This window comes from Thermodesulfovibrio thiophilus DSM 17215 (assembly GCF_000423865.1).
GTDB classification, from domain to species: domain Bacteria; phylum Nitrospirota; class Thermodesulfovibrionia; order Thermodesulfovibrionales; family Thermodesulfovibrionaceae; genus Thermodesulfovibrio; species Thermodesulfovibrio thiophilus.
Window position 1 is genome coordinate 185,860 of the sequence record NZ_AUIU01000012.1, and the last position, 16,403, is coordinate 202,262.

A 16,403-nucleotide genomic window follows, 5' to 3' on the forward strand; every position below is an offset into this window, starting at 1 on the left:
GTGAAAAAATTCAAAGTTGCTCCGATTTTACTCTCTTTAACTCTTCTATTATTTTCACTTCAATCCTTTGCAGAAGAAAACCAACAGGAACTTCCTTTAATTACAGGTATTCAGATAAAAGGACTTAAAAGAATTGAAGAGGGAGCTGTAAAAAATAGAATTTCTATTAAACTTGGAGAAGTTATTTCCAGAGAAAAAATTTCTGAAGATATAAAATCTATCTATAAAATGGATTATTTTGAAGATGTAAAAGTTGATATTGAACCTTTTGAAGGTGGAGTAAAAGTAATCTATACAGTTAAAGAAAAACCAACAATTGTTAAAGTAAGTTTCGAAGGTAATAAAGAATATAATGAAGATAAACTCAAGGAAATTGTAACCATTACTGCCGGTGCAATTGCAGATGTAACTCTTATTAATGACAATGCTTTAAAACTTAAAGCCTTTTATGAATCAGAGGGCTATTATTTTGCTAAAATTGTTCCCGTATTAAAGCGAAAAAATGATGAAGAAGTTGAGCTAACTTATGTGATAGAAGAAAATAACAGAGTTAAAATAAAAGCAATAAAATTTGTAGGTAATAAAGCCCTATCCGCAAGTAAAATTAAAAAAGCCATGTCAACATCTGAAAGAAAATTTTACTCTTTCATAACAGGAAGTGGCTTTTATAAAAAATATGAAATGCTGCAGGATTTAGAAAAAATAAAAAATCTTTACTATGACAATGGATTTCTCAAGGTTTCTGTTGGAGAACCAAAAATTGAATTTTCTGAGGATAAAAAGTGGATGACATTAACAATTCCAATTTCTGAGGGACCTCAATATAAAGTATCTTCAGTAAAAATTACTGGATACAAAGATCAGAAAGAAGAGGCAGAACTTAAAAAACTTATCAAGCTTAAACCGGGTGAAATTTTTAGCAAATCAACAATGCGTAAGGATATTGAATCCATAACATCATTTTATTCAGATAAAGGCCATGCACTTGTATCAGTATCTCCAGATATTATGCCAAATGAAGAAAAATTAACAGCAAATGTAATTTATAATATCCAGCCAGGTAATAAATTCACAATTGGAAGAATAAATATCTCAGGAAATACAAAAACAGTTGATAAAGTAATAAGAAGAGAAGTCAGAGTCGATGAAGGGGAAGAATACTCTGCTTCAAAAATACAGAAAAGCAAAAAAAGACTTGAAGACCTTCAATATTTTGAAACAGTTGACATAAACCAGAAACCTGATCCTGATAAAAAAATAGTTGACTTGGATGTGAATGTTAAAGAAAAGGAAACAGGATTTTTAACATTAGGAGGTGGATACAGCTCTATTGATAATGTTATTGGAATGGCTGATATAACACAGACAAATTTATTCGGAAAAGGTTATATTTTAACCTTAAGAGGAGAGCTCGGTGGACAGAGCAATTACTCTACTCTAATTTTTAGAGATCCCTGGTTTCTGGACAAACCTCTTCTTTTTGGTGTAAGTGCTTACAGAGACAACAGAGAATATGAAAACTATACAAGAAATGCATTAGGACTTGCTATTACATTCGGCAAGAGATATGGAGAAGACTGGTCTACATCAATAACTTATGATATTGAAAGATCCCATGTTACAGATATTGATGACGATGCTGATTCAATAATAGAAGACATGGAAGGAAACCTTATTACAAGTTCGATTACTTTTGACGTTACAAATGATACAAGAGACAGTATAATTGATACTACAACAGGTAGAAAACATTCGCTAAGTGTAACAATGGCAGGACTTGGAGGAAATACAGCTTTCTGGAAGAGTCTGCTAGATTTTGGTTGGTATTTACCGGTCTTTGAGGAGTCAACTCTGCATTTAAGAGGAAGATTGGGAATGTCTGCAATGATGTTCGATAAAAAATATCCACTTTATCAGAGATTCTACGTTGGTGGACCTGATACAATAAGAGGACTGGATTATGGTGAGGCTGGGCCAAAAGACAGCGATGATGACCCTATTGGAGCAAAAAAAATGATGGTATTTAATGTTGAATACCTTTTTCCACTGGTAAGCGAGATGAAACTTAAAGGACTTGTATTTGTTGATACTGGTAAAGGATGGAATAACGGAATATTGAAACTTGGAGAGTCAGAAGATGCTGATATAAAATATACATCTGGAGTAGGTATCAGATGGATTTCTCCATTTGGTCCAGTTAAAATAGACTATGGAGTAAATCTTAATAAAAAGAAAGGAGAATCCGGATCCAAAATTGAATTCGGATTTGGTTCATTTTTCTAAAACTTTAATAAAATCAGGAGGAACAAATGAAAATCATTGTATCTGTCGTATGTGCTTTAATTTTTGTCATGTCTTATGTTTCACTTACTCATGCTGAGGTAAAAATAGGAGTTGTTGACTTGTACAAGATTTTAAATGAATCTGAAGAAGGCAAAAAAGCTGTAAATGATCTTCAAGTAATGCTGGAGCAAAAACAAAAAGCTCTTTCTGATAAGCAAAATAAAATCCAGTCCCTTAAAGAGGAGCTTGAGAAGAAACGAGCAGTTCTCAGCGAGGATATTAGAAAATCAAAAGAAGAAGAGATTGAACGTCTAAGCAGAGACTTTCAGAGAACAGCAACAGATTATCAGGTAGAACTTCAGAAAAAACAAAATGAAATTACTCAGAGCATGCTTAAAGAAATAAGACAGCTAATTAATGAATTTGCTCAGAAAGAGGGTTATAATCTAATCATTGAAAAAGCTGAACAGATAATTCTCTATACGACTCCAGAAGTTGAGATTACAGACAAAATTATCGCTATTTTTAATCAGAAAACTCAGCAACCGAAAGGTAAAAAATGAAACTTTCTGAGATAGCCAGAATTCTCAATGGAAAACTTGAAGGAAACACAGACATTGAGATCTCAGGTGCAAAGGGAGCTCAGGATTCTCAAGAAGGTGATATTACTTACATAACAGGTTCAAAATATATTGAAGTTGCTAAAAAATCAAAAGCATCAGCTTTTATAGCAAAAGAAAAAATAAAAGAACTGGACAAACCGCAAATAATCGTTGAAAATCCTCAACTTTCTTTTGCTAAAGTTCTTGAACTCTTTTATGTAAAACCACATCCATACAAGGGAATCAGTGAAAAAGCATTGCTGGCTTCAACAGCAAAAATTGGGGAAAATGTCACTATTTATCCATTTGTTTATATTGATGACGATGCGATAATACAGGATAATACTGTAATTTATCCTTTTAGTTTTATTGGGAAAGGAAGTTTTATAGGTTCAAACTGCATGATTTATTCAGATGTAACAATAAGAGAAGGAGTAAAAATCGGAAACAGGGTAACAATTCATGCTGGAAGTGTTATTGGCTCGGATGGATTTGGATATATTTTTCATGAAGGTAAACATGTTAAGATTCCTCAAATAGGAGGAGTTATTATTGAGGATGATGTGGAGATAGGTGCATGTGTAACAATAGACAGAGCAACTACTGGAAATACAATTATAGGTAAGGGCACAAAAATTGATAATCTCGTTCAAATTGCACATAATGTAAAAATTGGACAGAATGTGATAATTGTATCACAGGTTGGTATTGCTGGAAGTTCTTCAGTTGGAGATGGATGTATTCTTACTGGACAGGTGGGCATTTCAGACCATGTAGAAATTGAGGCGGAAACAATCATTACAGCTCAATCAGGAGTTATGCCAGGCAAGGTTCCTAGAGGTATTTTTTCTGGTTCTCCCATAATGCCTCATAGAGAATGGCTTCGAGCAAATGCAATTTTTCAGAAACTTCCTGAGCTTTATAAAAAAATAAAAGAACTTGAAGAAAAAGTAAAAAAACTGGAGGATAGAAATGATTGATATTAAAGAAATAATGAATATTCTTCCTCATAGATATCCATTTCTTTTAGTTGACAGAGTTTTAGAGCTAATTCCTGATAAAAAAGCAGTAGGCATAAAAAATGTTACCATGAATGAACCATTTTTTCAGGGGCACTTTCCAGGAAATCCTGTTATGCCAGGAGTTTTAATTATTGAAGCAATGGCTCAGGTAGCTGGAATTTTAGCCTTTAAATCAGGAATTGAGGGAACAGGAGTTTTATTTTTAAGCATCGAAAAGGTTAAATTTCGCAAACCAATTACCCCAGGGGACCAGATCAGATTTGAAGTTAATGTTATGCACAGACGTGGTGGAGTATGGAAGTTTTCAGGAACAGCAAAAGTTAATGATACCTTAACAACAGAAGCTGAATTCACAGCAATGGTTACACAGTGAGGTAAGATTTAATGAAAAACATACACAAAACTGCAATTATCAGCCCAAAAGCAGAACTTGATGAGAATATAATGATCGGTCCTTACTGCATAATAGGAGATCATGTCAAAATAAGCAAAGGAACAGAACTTGTAAGTCACATTCAGATTGAAGGTAAAACAGAAATAGGACAGAACTGTAAAATATTCCCATTCACTATAATTGGCTTTCCACCGCAGGATACAAAATACAACGGAGAACCCACAGGAGTCAAAATTGGCAACAACAATATCATCAGAGAATATACTACAATCCACAGGGCTTCTGTTTCAGGTGAGGGTTGGACTGTGGTTGGAGACAATAATTTTATAATGGCTTATGTTCATATCGCCCATGACTGCAATATAGGTAATTCAGTAATTATAGCAAATCTCGCAACACTGGCAGGGCATGTTTTAGTTGAAGACTGTGTGTTTATTGGTGGATTAGTAGCTGTGCATCAATTTACAAGAATAGGTGCATATGCTATGATAGGAGGATTCAGTGGAATAGGACAGGATATTCCTCCTTTTACAATGGCTTCAGGTCCAAGAGCAAAACTCTATGGACTTAACTCTGTAGGACTCAAAAGAAGAGGATTCAGCGATGAAACAATCAATATTCTTAAAAAGGCTTATAAAATACTTTTCAGGGATAAACTAACTTTGAAAGAAGCAATTAATAAAATCAAAAAGACTCTCCCTCCCATTCCAGAAATTAAACATTTATTAGATTTTATAGAGGTGAATAAAAGAGGAATATGCAGATAGGAGTCATTGCCGGTTCCGGCATTATTCCTCTTATAATTAGCAATGCACTTAAAAAAAAAGGTTACACAGTTGTTGTGCTTGCGTTAAAGGAACTCGCCAATGAAGAGCTCACAAGATACAGTGATATAATTCAATGGATCAATATCGGCAAAGCCGGAAAAATTATAGATTTTTTAAAAACTAACAATATAAAAAACGTAATTCTCACAGGCAAAGTACCCAAGAAGATGATTTTTGAAAGAGAAAAAATCAAACCTGATATCAGAGCACTAAAAATTATTTTTTCAGCCAAACTCAGAGGAGATAATGAGTTACTTAAAATTGTTGAGAGAGAACTTTTAAAGGAAGGAATAAAAATTGTTGATATGTCTGAATTCTGCCCTGAGCTTCTAACTCCGCATGGCATTCTAACACAAAAAAAACCTGCTAAAGATGAATGGAAAGATATAGAATATGGATTTAAAATAGCAAAAAAAATCGGACAGCTTGATATCGGACAGACTGTGGTGGTCAAGGAAAGATCCGTGATTGCTGTAGAGGGAATAGAAGGAACAGATGAAACAATTTTAAGAGCTGGAAGATTTGTAAAAAACACTGTTGTGGTAAAGGTCAGCAAACCTCAACAGAGTTTAAGACTTGACCCTCCTGCTGCTGGAATGGATACAATAATAAATATGGGAAAGGCAACTGCTAAAATTTTAGCGCTAGAAGCTGGAAAAACCATTCTGATAGATAAAGAAAAAGTTATTGAAAAAGCTAATGAAATGAATATAAGTGTGGTGGGTCTATAAAAACTGTGAATCTTTTTACCTGTATAAATGATGCTTTAAAGACAGTTCATAAAAACTATCAGTTACTGTTTATTCATTTCTTATTTTTATTTTTCACATTCTTTGGTTTGTTTTTAATACTGAGCATTCCCCTTGGAATTCTTTTTGTAGTATTCGGGATTGATATGACAGATATCCTGAAAGGTAGTTTTATTGAAATATTTTTATCTTCTATAAATCTCATAAAAAAGTTTTTAATTTTTGCCATTATTTTCATGTTTTGCCTTTTTGTTTATGTTATATTTATCATCAGTTTATGGATTTATATTTTTTCGGGTACAATTGGCATAATGTGTCAATATTTACAAAAAGGAATCATATTTAATTTCAAGGATTTCAATAAATATGGTAAAAAATTCTTCTGGAAGGTTGCCTTTTTCGCTTTGTTCTCTGCTTTGGTATTTATTCTTTTAACTGTTTTATTTGGATTTATAAGCGAAATAAGTTCAAAAATAGTAATGTTTTTGAATCATTACAGCCACGCTATCTCAGTATTTTTCAGTGTTTTTATTTATTTATGCATTCTGTTAGCAGGTATCACCACATTCATTCTATGGATTACCTATACACTTTTTGGATTTTATGGCTTGTTTATAAAAAATTTTACAGTGAAGGACTCTATCAAAGAAAATTTGAAATTTATTATTACCTATCCTCAATGTATTGGAAAAGCAACATTGCTGTTTATAATCTATATTTTAACTGGTGGTATTATTCTGTCATTCAGCTCATTACTGGCAATAATTCCCAATATAGGAACTTTTCTGGTGGCGGTTTATCAATTTATCATTCAACTGGCTCATGTTTATATCAGTATGGTTGTATTTGCGGCTTTTCTGTCCTATTACATCAGGCAGGTTGCTTTTTCTGTAGAAGCTTCTCAGCAAGAACCAGTTCTTTCTTCTGAAGACAATCAACAACAACTTCAAAACCCTCCTCCTTCAGAACTCTCTTAATATTTTCCTGAAAAATTTCAATATTAAACTCACCAAACAATTCCTTTATTCCTGCTATATTGTTAAGGTCTTCTGAATTGCATAAAAAAACTTTGCTCAACAATTCTCTGTCTACAGTGAGAGGAATGGTACCCTGTTGTAAGAAACCATCAGTCCATCTTTTTTGAGCTGAGCCTATAATTTTTATATTTTTAAAACATATTTCTCCAAAAGATGAGCGAGCAAAACAAACAGAACTTCTATTGAAATTTCTTTTCTCTCTGATAATCTCTACATCAATACCTGTTAAATAAAAAGCTTTTGCAAATATACGGCTTAAGATTTCATAAGCTTGAAAGAGATTTCCTCTGAATCTTTCTTCTCTTCTACAGGAAAAACTATAAGTCACATCCTCATTGTGTAAAATCCCCTTGCCTCCTGTAGGTCTTCTTATAACCGGAATATCATGAAGAATGCAAAAATTCTGATTGATTTCTTCCAGATTCTGAAACTCTCCAATTGTTATTGCCCGTTTATTCCATCCATAAAATCTGAAAGTCGGTAAAAGCTCGCCTTTGCGCACAAAAATACTTATTGCTTCATCAATAGCCATGTTTAGACGTGGGTCATAGTTCTCAAACTCAATAAACCGAATAAGCATTAATCTTTTAAATTCTTATTTGTCCTCTTGAAGAATAATTTTATGATTCAGTAAGGACATTTCTTTGATTTTGCCTTTAAAAACCTTCTGCTCTCCAAATATGTTTCTGAGATATATCTCTTCTCCTTCAGGCCGAATTATATCAACAGATTCCAGATAAATCTCTTCTTCACCGTTTTTGATAATATATGCATTTGCTTCACACATTGAACTCCTCCTTTATATGAAGGATCAGTTTTTCCACAAGATGTGGAAGAGGTTCTTTAATACAACCTATAACATCGATTCCTTCCTGATTAACAGGTAATAAAATTTTTCGTGCAGGACTGCTTCCTACTGCCTCTGCCATTTTTGAAGTCAACTCTCCAATCATTCCATTAGCCACAAGAATACTCAAAGAACCTATAATCAGGTCAACTCTCTGAACATTCCATACAATTGCATTCGGTCCGGAAGCCCCTTTATTTGCCTTACATTTCATCATATTGGCTGTAGCTGCAGCGTTAGTTCCAAGTGCTAGAATTTCTATCTTATCGCCAAAAGCTTCTCTTAAAGATTTTATAATATAACTACCTATCCCTCCACCCTGACCATCAATTACCGCGACTTTTAACATATTGATAATACTACAAACTTCAGAAAATAAATGTCAAACTTATGAAGGTCTCACCAAACAATTCCAGCTTTAATTTGCGGTTGTCATGAATAAAAATTTTTGATATACTTATAAAAAAGATTGGAGGTAAAAATGTCTTTAATCTTGTGGTTAAATCAAATAAGCATGAAAGATATTCCCCTCGTTGGAGGGAAAAACGCATCACTTGGAGAGATGATAAGAAACATCTCTTCGAAGGGAATAAATATCCCGGATGGATTTGCTGTAACAGCAGACGCATATAAATACTTCATAAACGTAAATAATCTCAATGAACCAATAAAGAAAATTCTTTCAGATCTTGACAAATCAAATGTAGAGGAGCTGAAAAAAAGAGGAAAAAAAATAAGAAACTTAATTCTTTCAGGTAAAATGCCCGAAGATCTTCAAAATGCCATTATTGAAGCCTACTCAGAAATGGAGAAAAAGTATGGAAAGAATGTTGATGTGGCAGTTCGTTCATCAGCAACCGCTGAAGACCTCCCTGATGCATCTTTTGCAGGACAGCAGGAGACATATTTAAATATTCAGGGAGCTCAAAATGTTATTCAGGCAGTAAAAAAATGCTTTGCTTCCCTTTTTACAGACAGAGCAATATCTTACAGAATAGATAAAGGCTTTAATCACTTTTCAGTCTATCTTTCTGCAGCTGTTCAAAAAATGATTCGTTCAGACAAAGCTTCTGCAGGAGTAATATTCACCATTGATACAGAAACAGGCTTTAAGGATGTTGTATACATAACAGGCTCATGGGGACTCGGTGAATACGTTGTCAAGGGTGTGGTAAATCCCGATGAATTTTATGTTTTTAAACCAACTTTAAAAGAAGGGTACAGAGCTATTATTTCAAAAAAACTCGGTGCTAAACAGCAAAGGCTAATTTACAGCGATGATCCTTCAAAACCAACACGTGGTGTCAAAACATCTTCAGAGGAAAGACAGAAATTTATTTTAAATGATGATGAAATATTAACACTTGCTAAATGGGCAGTGATGATAGAAAATCATTATGGAAAACCAATGGATATTGAATGGGCAAAGGACGGTGATGGTGTAACCACAGGTAGCGGTAAGCTTTTCATTGTTCAGGCAAGACCTGAAACTGTGCATTCCTTGAAAAGACAAAACTATTATGAAATTTACGAGCTTAAAAGCAGTGCAAATGTTTTGTGTACTGGATTGGCTGTTGGAAGCAAAATCGGACAGGGCAATGCATGTCTAATAAGAAACCCTTCAGAGATCAATCTTTTTAAACCAGGACAGGTTCTTGTTACTGACATGACAGATCCTGACTGGGAGCCAATTATGAAAATTGCAAGTGCAATTGTGACAAACCGTGGTGGAAGAACATGTCATGCTGCGATAGTATCCCGTGAGCTTGGAATTCCATGCATAGTAGGAGCTGGAAATGCCACAGAAATAATAAAGCCTGAACAGGAAATCACAGTTGATTGCTCAAAAGGAGAAGAAGGCTATGTTCTGGACGGACTCATTCCATTTGAAGTCAAAAAAATCGATTTAACAACACTACCAGAGACAAAGACAAAAATCATGATGAATGTGGGAATCCCTGAACAGTCATTTGCACAGGGACAAATTCCAAATGATGGAGTGGGACTTGCAAGAATCGAATTCATAATAAGTTCTCACATAGGAGTTCATCCTCTGGCGTTAATTGAATATTTAAAATTAAAAGAACAGTCTCAGCATGATCACAAAATTGCTAAAATAGTTAAAGAAATTGATCTAAAAACACCAATGTATGAGCATAAACCAGATTTTTATGTTGATAAATTAGCACAAGGTACGGCTATGATTGGTGCAGCATTCTATCCAAATGATGTGATTGTTAGATTTTCAGATTTTAAAACAAATGAATATGCAAATCTTATTGGTGGTATTCTATATGAACCTGTTGAATCCAATCCAATGCTTGGATGGCGGGGAGCCAGCAGATACTATGACCCGAAGTTTGAGCCAGCGTTTGCTCTTGAATGTATTGCCATTAAAAAAGTCAGAGATGAGATGGGACTGAAAAACGTGAAAGTTATGGTTCCTTTCTGTAGAACAGTTGAAGAGGGTAAAAAAGTTATTGAAGTGATGGAAAAATATGGACTTAAACAGGGTCATGATGGACTTGATATATATGTAATGTGTGAAATACCAAGCAATGTAATTTTAGCTGAAGAGTTTGCAAAAATCTTTGATGGATTTTCAATTGGTTCAAATGATTTAACACAGCTCACACTGGGTCTTGATAGAGACAGTGAATTGGTGTCCCATATTTATAATGAAAGGAACGAAGCTATAAAAAGACTTGTAAAACATGTAATTGAAGTGGCAAAAAAATACGGCAAAAAGATTGGAATCTGTGGTCAAGCACCTAGTGATTTTCCAGAGTTTGCTGAATTTCTGGTTGAATGTGGAATAAACTCTATAAGCCTGTCTCCAGACACAGTGCTTAAAACAAGACTTCTTGTTGCAGAAAAAGAAAAGGAATTGGGCTACTGAATATTGTAATAGATTAAAAGTGTAAATAAAGTATTGACAAAAATTCTGAAATTTTGTAAGCTTAATTTATCAATGGTTGCCCTCCTGCAGGGTTAATTATTTAAAAAAGTGAAAAAATCCTTTAAAATCCATAATTGAGGTAAAATAATGGAAAACAACACTATTCCTATTTCTATTTCAGAGCTAAAGCAGAAAAAGATTCCTGAACTAATGGATATGGCAACTTCTTTGAACATTGAAAACGCAACATCCATGAAAAAACAGGAGCTCATTTTCTCAATCCTTCAAAGTCAGATCGAAAAAATCGGGACTGTTTATGGGGCAGGTGTTCTTGAAATTCTTCCAGAAGGATTTGGATTTCTGAGAAGCCCTGATTACAGCTATCTTCCAAGTCCTGATGACATTTATGTCTCGCCTTCACAGATAAGAAAATTCAGTCTGAGAACAGGAGATCTCATCACAGGTCAAATCAGACCTCCAAAAGAAAATGAGAGATATTTTGCACTCCTCAAGGTAGAAACAATCAATGAAAAACCAGTTGAAGAAAGTATAATAAGGCCTCTTTTTGATAATCTAACTCCCTATTATCCCACTGAAAAAATCAATCTTGAATATAACCCTTCAGATTATTCAACAAGAGTTATTGACTTGCTCATTCCTGTTGGAAAAGGGCAGAGAGGTTTGATTGTTGCTGCTCCAAGAACAGGAAAAACAATGTTACTTCAGTCAATAGCAAAAGCTATAAAAAAGAATCATTCTGAAATATATCTGATAGTTCTACTAATCGATGAAAGACCAGAAGAAGTTACAGACTGGCGCAGACAAGTTACAGGAGCTGAAATAATAAGTTCAACATTTGATGAACCTGCTCAAAGACACTGTCAGGTTTCAGAAATGGTTATTGAGAGGGCAAAAAGACTGGTGGAAGAAGGTAACGATGTTGTAATACTACTTGACAGTTTAACGAGGCTCGCCAGGGCATATAATGCAATGACACCTGCTTCCGGCAAAGTGCTTTCCGGTGGATTGGAAGCAACAGCATTACAGAGACCAAAAAGATTTTTCGGTAGTGCAAGAAATATCGAAGAAGGCGGTTCTCTCACCATTATTGCAACTGCCCTTGTAGAGACTGGAAGTAGAATGGATGATGTAATTTTCGAGGAGTTTAAGGGTACTGGAAACATGGAAGTCCATTTAGACAGAAAACTTGCTGATAAGAGAATTTTCCCCAGTATTGATATTGGTTCTTCCGGTACCAGAAAGGAAGAACTTCTTGTGCCTCCGGATGTTTTAAACAAAGTCTGGATTTTAAGAAAAGTTCTAAGCACTCTCAGCCCGATTGAGGCAATGGAATTTTTGCTAAGCAAACTCAAGGGAACAAAGTCCAATAAAGAATTTCTTGAGATGATGAACAAATGATTAAAACTGATGATTACTGTTTTGTCTGTGGTAAACAAAATCCAAAGGGTTTAAAAGCTGTATTCATTCATGGCAATGGCAGATCTCAAGCAGTAATTGTTCTTGACAAAGAGTATCAGGGTTACAGTGGAATAGTTCACGGAGGAATTATCTCAGCTTTACTTGATGAAGCCTGTGTGTATGCTGCAAACTCTCTTGGATACAACACTGTTACAGCAGAATTAAAAACAAGATTTAAAAAACCAGCCTATCCAGGAGAAACAATAACTGTAGAAGCTCAAGCAACCCAATTAAAATCAAAGCTCATTGAAGCAAAAGCATGGATAAAAAACTCTGAAAATTCCATAATTGCAGAAGCAGAAAGCAAACTAATAATAAAGGAAAAAACACGGTGATTCTGAGATTTTATAGAAAAGGCGTGCTTTCTGAATATAAGAAGCAAGAACTTTTAAAAAAGGTTCAATCCGAGATTTCAGAAACTATTAAAAACATAGAAACAGAGTTCTGCTACAACATCTTGACAACAGAAAAATTAACTAACATTGAACTGGAGATTCTAATCTGGCTTTTGGCTGAAACTTTTGAGAAAGAAGCCTTTTCCCAGAAAAGTTTTCTCTCTCAGGACAATGGAATGATTTTTGAAGTCGGTCCCAGACTTAATTTTTCAACAGCATGGTCAACCTGTGCGGTTTCAATATTTAACTGCGTGGGGCTAAATAAAATTAAAAGAATAGAACGTTCTCGAAGATATAAATTAATTCCAGTGATTGATAATTTTCCTCAAAAACTTTTTCTTAATATGATTCATGACAGAATGGTTGAATGTCCATATCCAGAACCACTTAAAGATTTTTCTCACGGACAAACAGCAAAACCTTTAAAAATCGTTCCGGTTATTGAAGAAGGCAGAAAAGCACTGGAAAAAATAAATCAGGAACTTGGACTGGGGTGGGACAACTGGGATATTGATTTTTATTTAAGACTCTTCAGAGATCGACTCAAGAGAAACCCAACAGATGTTGAATGCTTTGACCTTGCTCAGTCAAACAGTGAACATTCAAGACACTGGTTTTTTAGAGGAATTCTTCTTATCGATGGAAAACCTGCTCCATACTCTCTTTTTGATATAGTAAAAGAACCTTTAAAGAAAAATCCTCGAAATTCTGTAATCGCATTCAAAGATAACTCAAGTGCCATATATGGATCAAAAATTCAATACTTGCAACCTTTAAAACCCGGTAAATCATCCAGATTTAAAATAAAAAATGAGCTTTATCATCTGATTTTCACAGCGGAAACCCATAATTTCCCAACAGGTGTAGCTCCTTTCCCAGGCGCTGAGACCGGCACTGGTGGAAGAATTCGTGATATTCATGCAACAGGCAAAGGTGCTTTAACAGTTGCAGGAACAGCAGCTTACTGTGTCGGCAATCTCCATATTCAGGATTATGAACTGCCATGGGAAGATAAATCATTTAAATACCCGGGTAATCTTGCAAAACCTCTTCAAATAGAGATTGAGGCAAGCAACGGTGCATCTGACTATGGAAATAAATTCGGTGAACCATTAATTGCAGGTTTTACCCGCTCCTTTGGATTAAGACTCAGAGACGGAGAAAGAATTGAGTGGATAAAACCAATTATGTTTACAGGCGGAATTGGGCAGATAAATGCGACTCATATTGAAAAGGATCCTCCTCAACAAGGAATGTATGTGGTAAAAATCGGTGGTCCTGCATACAGAATTGGAATAGGAGGTGGAGCAGCTTCCTCTGTTGTTTCCGGAGAACTCAGTGAAGAACTTGATTTCAATGCTGTGCAGCGTGGTGATGCTGAGATGGAAAACAAACTCAATAGAGTGGTTCGAGCCTGCGTTGAGCTCGGCGATAAAAATCCTATAGTAAGTATCCATGACCAGGGTGCTGGTGGAAACTGTAATGTGGTTAAAGAACTTGTCTATCCTGAAGGAGCAAAGATTGATATAAGAAAAGTAATTGTTGGAGATGAAACTCTTTCAATTCTTGAAATATGGGGTGCTGAGTATCAGGAGAATGATGCAATATTGATAAAAAAAGAGAGCGTGAAAACACTTGAAACGATATGTGAAAGAGAACGTCTTCCCTGGTCAATAATTGGTGAAGTAACAGGAGATGGACAACTGATTGTTTATGATAGCAGGGATGGACAAATTGCAGTTAAGTTTGACCTTAAAGATGTTCTTGGAGAAATCCCCAAAAAAGAGTTCAGACTTCAGACAGTTGAAAGAAAACTTGAACCATTAAAAATTCCAGAAAATTTAACAATCAAAGATGCGCTAAACAGAGTTTTGAGACTTCTTTCTGTTGGCTCAAAAAGATTTTTAACAAATAAAGTGGATCGATCTGTTACAGGATTGATTGTAAGACAGCAGTGTGCAGGTCCTGTTCAACTCACTGTCTCAGATGTGTGTGTTGTTGCGCAGAGCTATTTTGGCAATACCGGAATAGCCCATGCTATTGGTGAACAGCCATTAAAGGGCATCATTAATCCAATGGCAATGGCGAGGCTGTCAGTAGCAGAGGCTCTTACAAATATAGTCTGGGTAAAAATATCTCATATTGAAGATATAAAATGCTCTGCTAACTGGATGTGGGCTGCAAAACTTCCAGGCGAAGGTGTCCGTCTTTATCAGGCAGCCGAGGCAATGTCTGAATTAATGATAAAACTTGGTATAGCAATTGATGGCGGCAAAGATTCTCTTTCAATGGCTGCAAGAGTAAAAAATCAAGAAGGAGTCGAGATTGTTAAATCTCCTGGAAGCCTTGTAATTTCTGCATATGCTCCATGTCCTGATATACACAAAGTAGTAACTCCAGATATAAAACATCCAGGAGAAAGTGCAATTTTATTTATTGACCTTTCAAGAGGCAAAAAACGACTTGGAGGAACTGCATTGGCTCAATGCTTTAATCAAAATGGAGATGCTTCCCCTGATCTTGAAGATCCTGAACTTTTAAAACAGACTTTTAACACCATCCAAACATTAATTGACAGAAAATTAATTCTTTCTGGTCATGACCGTTCAGACGGAGGGCTGATAACAACCCTGCTTGAGATGGCATTCTCCGGTTCATGCGGTCTTCATATAAAACTGAAAAATGAAGTTCGGGAACAAGAGCTTATTCCTGAACTTTTCAATGAAGAGCCGGGTATTGCAATAGAAGTGAATCTAAAACAGATTAAAAAAGTCAGAAAAGCCCTCGATGTAAACAACATACCTTTTTATGAAATCGCAAAAACTTTAAATGAAGATAGAATTATTATTGAATACAGAGATAAAACAATTTTTGAAGAATCAATGACCAGTCTTAGAGACATCTGGGAAGAGACAAGCTATAGAATAGATATGTTACAGGCAAATCCTGAATGTGTAAAAGAAGAAAAAACAGTAATCTATGCAAGGACTTCTCCTGAGTACACACTTAGTTTCACACCAGAAAAAACTCCTGCAATTTTGCTTAAAAAAAATGCTAAACCGCCTGTAGCAATAATTCGTGAGGAAGGAAGCAATGGAGATAGAGAAATGGCTGCTGCATTTTACCTTGCTGGATTTGAGCCATGGGATGTATGTATGCAGGATTTGATTGATAAAAAAATCTCTCTCAGTGCGTTTAAAGGTGCTGTATTTGTTGGTGGGTTCAGTTTTGCAGATGTGCTTGATTCAGCAAAGGGATGGGCGGGATGTATCAAGTTTTCACATTTAAAAAAGGAGTTCGAAGATTTCTATATGAGGGAAGATACATTCAGTCTTGGAGTCTGCAATGGATGCCAGCTAATGGCACTTCTTGGCTGGATTCCATGGTATGGAATTGCGGAGACCAGACAGCCTAGATTTATAAGGAATAATTCAGGACGATTTGAATCTCGATGGAGCAGTGTTAAAATATTACCTTCACCATCAATTATGCTTAAAAATATGGAAAACTCTCAACTTGGAATATGGATAGCTCATGGAGAAGGAAGAGCATATTTCCCTGATCAAGAAATATTAAAAACTGTGCTAGAGAAAAACCTTGCACCAATACGATACATTGATGATGATGGAAAGATTACTGAGTCATATCCATTTAATCCAAATGGTTCTCCTTCAGGAATAACCGCTTTATGCACAGAAGATGGTCGTCACCTTGCAATGATGCCTCATCCAGAAAGGTCATTTTTACTATGGCAGTGGCCATGGCTGCCTGAAAGCTGGAAAAAATTAAAAGCATCTCCATGGCTTAAGCTTTTTCAGAATGCCCGTAAGTGGTGTGATGGTATTCTTTAAATTTGACATCTCCTAAAA

14 protein-coding genes are annotated in these 16,403 nt (G+C 35.3%); 11 read left to right on the plus strand and 3 right to left on the minus strand.

The genetic code is table 11. The features are described 5' to 3' along the window. From bamA to G581_RS12155, 7 genes are read left to right on the plus strand one after another with little or no spacing between them, the layout of a single operon-like run. Entirely contained in the window at positions 1 to 2,283 is a 2,283-nt protein-coding gene (gene bamA, locus G581_RS0103790; protein ID WP_028844677.1) for an outer membrane protein assembly factor BamA, read from the plus strand. A 26-nt stretch (positions 2,284 to 2,309) separates the two neighbouring features. Next, on the plus strand, positions 2,310 to 2,846 hold the full coding sequence (locus G581_RS0103795; protein WP_028844678.1) for an OmpH/Skp family outer membrane protein: 537 nt from the start codon (positions 2,310 to 2,312) through the stop codon (positions 2,844 to 2,846). Further along, the gene (lpxD, locus tag G581_RS0103800; protein ID WP_028844679.1) at positions 2,843 to 3,865 is read left to right on the plus strand and encodes a UDP-3-O-(3-hydroxymyristoyl)glucosamine N-acyltransferase; all 1,023 of its coding nucleotides are present in this window, start codon (positions 2,843 to 2,845) and stop codon (positions 3,863 to 3,865) included. The genes G581_RS0103795 and lpxD overlap by 4 nt, the downstream gene beginning before the upstream one ends. Further along, on the plus strand, positions 3,858 to 4,280 hold the full coding sequence (gene fabZ, locus G581_RS0103805; RefSeq protein WP_156875188.1) for a 3-hydroxyacyl-ACP dehydratase FabZ: 423 nt from the start codon (positions 3,858 to 3,860) through the stop codon (positions 4,278 to 4,280). Before lpxD ends, fabZ begins: the two co-directional genes overlap by 8 nt. Before the next feature lie 11 nt (positions 4,281 to 4,291). After that, positions 4,292 to 5,068 carry an acyl-ACP--UDP-N-acetylglucosamine O-acyltransferase gene (gene lpxA / locus G581_RS0103810; protein ID WP_028844681.1) on the plus strand — a complete coding sequence of 259 codons (777 nt, stop codon included), beginning with the start codon at positions 4,292 to 4,294 and terminating at the stop codon, positions 5,066 to 5,068. Then, entirely contained in the window at positions 5,059 to 5,859 is an 801-nt protein-coding gene (locus G581_RS0103815; RefSeq protein WP_028844682.1) for an LpxI family protein, read from the plus strand. Before lpxA ends, G581_RS0103815 begins: the two co-directional genes overlap by 10 nt. A 5-nt stretch (positions 5,860 to 5,864) precedes the next feature. Further along, complete coding sequence (locus G581_RS12155) at positions 5,865 to 6,854, plus strand: hypothetical protein (protein WP_083962599.1); 990 nt, start codon at positions 5,865 to 5,867, stop codon at positions 6,852 to 6,854. On the opposite strand, the gene G581_RS0103825 is transcribed toward G581_RS12155, so the two are convergent. The 3 genes from G581_RS0103825 to G581_RS0103835 are packed head-to-tail and all read right to left on the minus strand — an operon-like array spanning position 6,748 to position 8,110. Then, the gene (locus G581_RS0103825) at positions 6,748 to 7,494 is read right to left on the minus strand and encodes a lipoate--protein ligase family protein (protein WP_028844684.1); all 747 of its coding nucleotides are present in this window, start codon (positions 7,492 to 7,494) and stop codon (positions 6,748 to 6,750) included. The genes G581_RS12155 and G581_RS0103825 overlap by 107 nt on opposite strands. A gap of 15 nt (positions 7,495 to 7,509) precedes the next feature. Then, positions 7,510 to 7,701: a CooT family nickel-binding protein gene (locus G581_RS0103830; protein ID WP_028844685.1), complete on the minus strand. Its 192-nt coding sequence runs from the start codon at positions 7,699 to 7,701 to the stop codon at positions 7,510 to 7,512. Continuing rightward, complete coding sequence (locus G581_RS0103835; RefSeq protein WP_028844686.1) at positions 7,694 to 8,110, minus strand: DUF3842 family protein; 417 nt, start codon at positions 8,108 to 8,110, stop codon at positions 7,694 to 7,696. The genes G581_RS0103830 and G581_RS0103835 overlap by 8 nt, the downstream gene beginning before the upstream one ends. Positions 8,111 to 8,242: 132 nt before the next feature. Between G581_RS0103835 and ppsA the strand changes: the two genes are divergently transcribed. From ppsA to purL, 4 genes are all read left to right on the plus strand, one after another. Beyond that, entirely contained in the window at positions 8,243 to 10,660 is a 2,418-nt protein-coding gene (ppsA, locus tag G581_RS0103840; RefSeq protein WP_038064945.1) for a phosphoenolpyruvate synthase, read from the plus strand. Positions 10,661 to 10,828: 168 nt separating this feature from the next. Then, entirely contained in the window at positions 10,829 to 12,079 is a 1,251-nt protein-coding gene (gene rho / locus G581_RS0103845) for a transcription termination factor Rho (RefSeq protein WP_028844688.1), read from the plus strand. After that, positions 12,076 to 12,474: a PaaI family thioesterase gene (locus G581_RS0103850; protein WP_028844689.1), complete on the plus strand. Its 399-nt coding sequence runs from the start codon at positions 12,076 to 12,078 to the stop codon at positions 12,472 to 12,474. The genes rho and G581_RS0103850 overlap by 4 nt, the downstream gene beginning before the upstream one ends. Positions 12,475 to 12,497: 23 nt before the next feature. Further along, positions 12,498 to 16,385: a phosphoribosylformylglycinamidine synthase gene (gene purL, locus G581_RS0103855; RefSeq protein WP_239639024.1), complete on the plus strand. Its 3,888-nt coding sequence runs from the start codon at positions 12,498 to 12,500 to the stop codon at positions 16,383 to 16,385. The last annotated feature ends 18 nt before the right edge of the window (positions 16,386 to 16,403 follow it).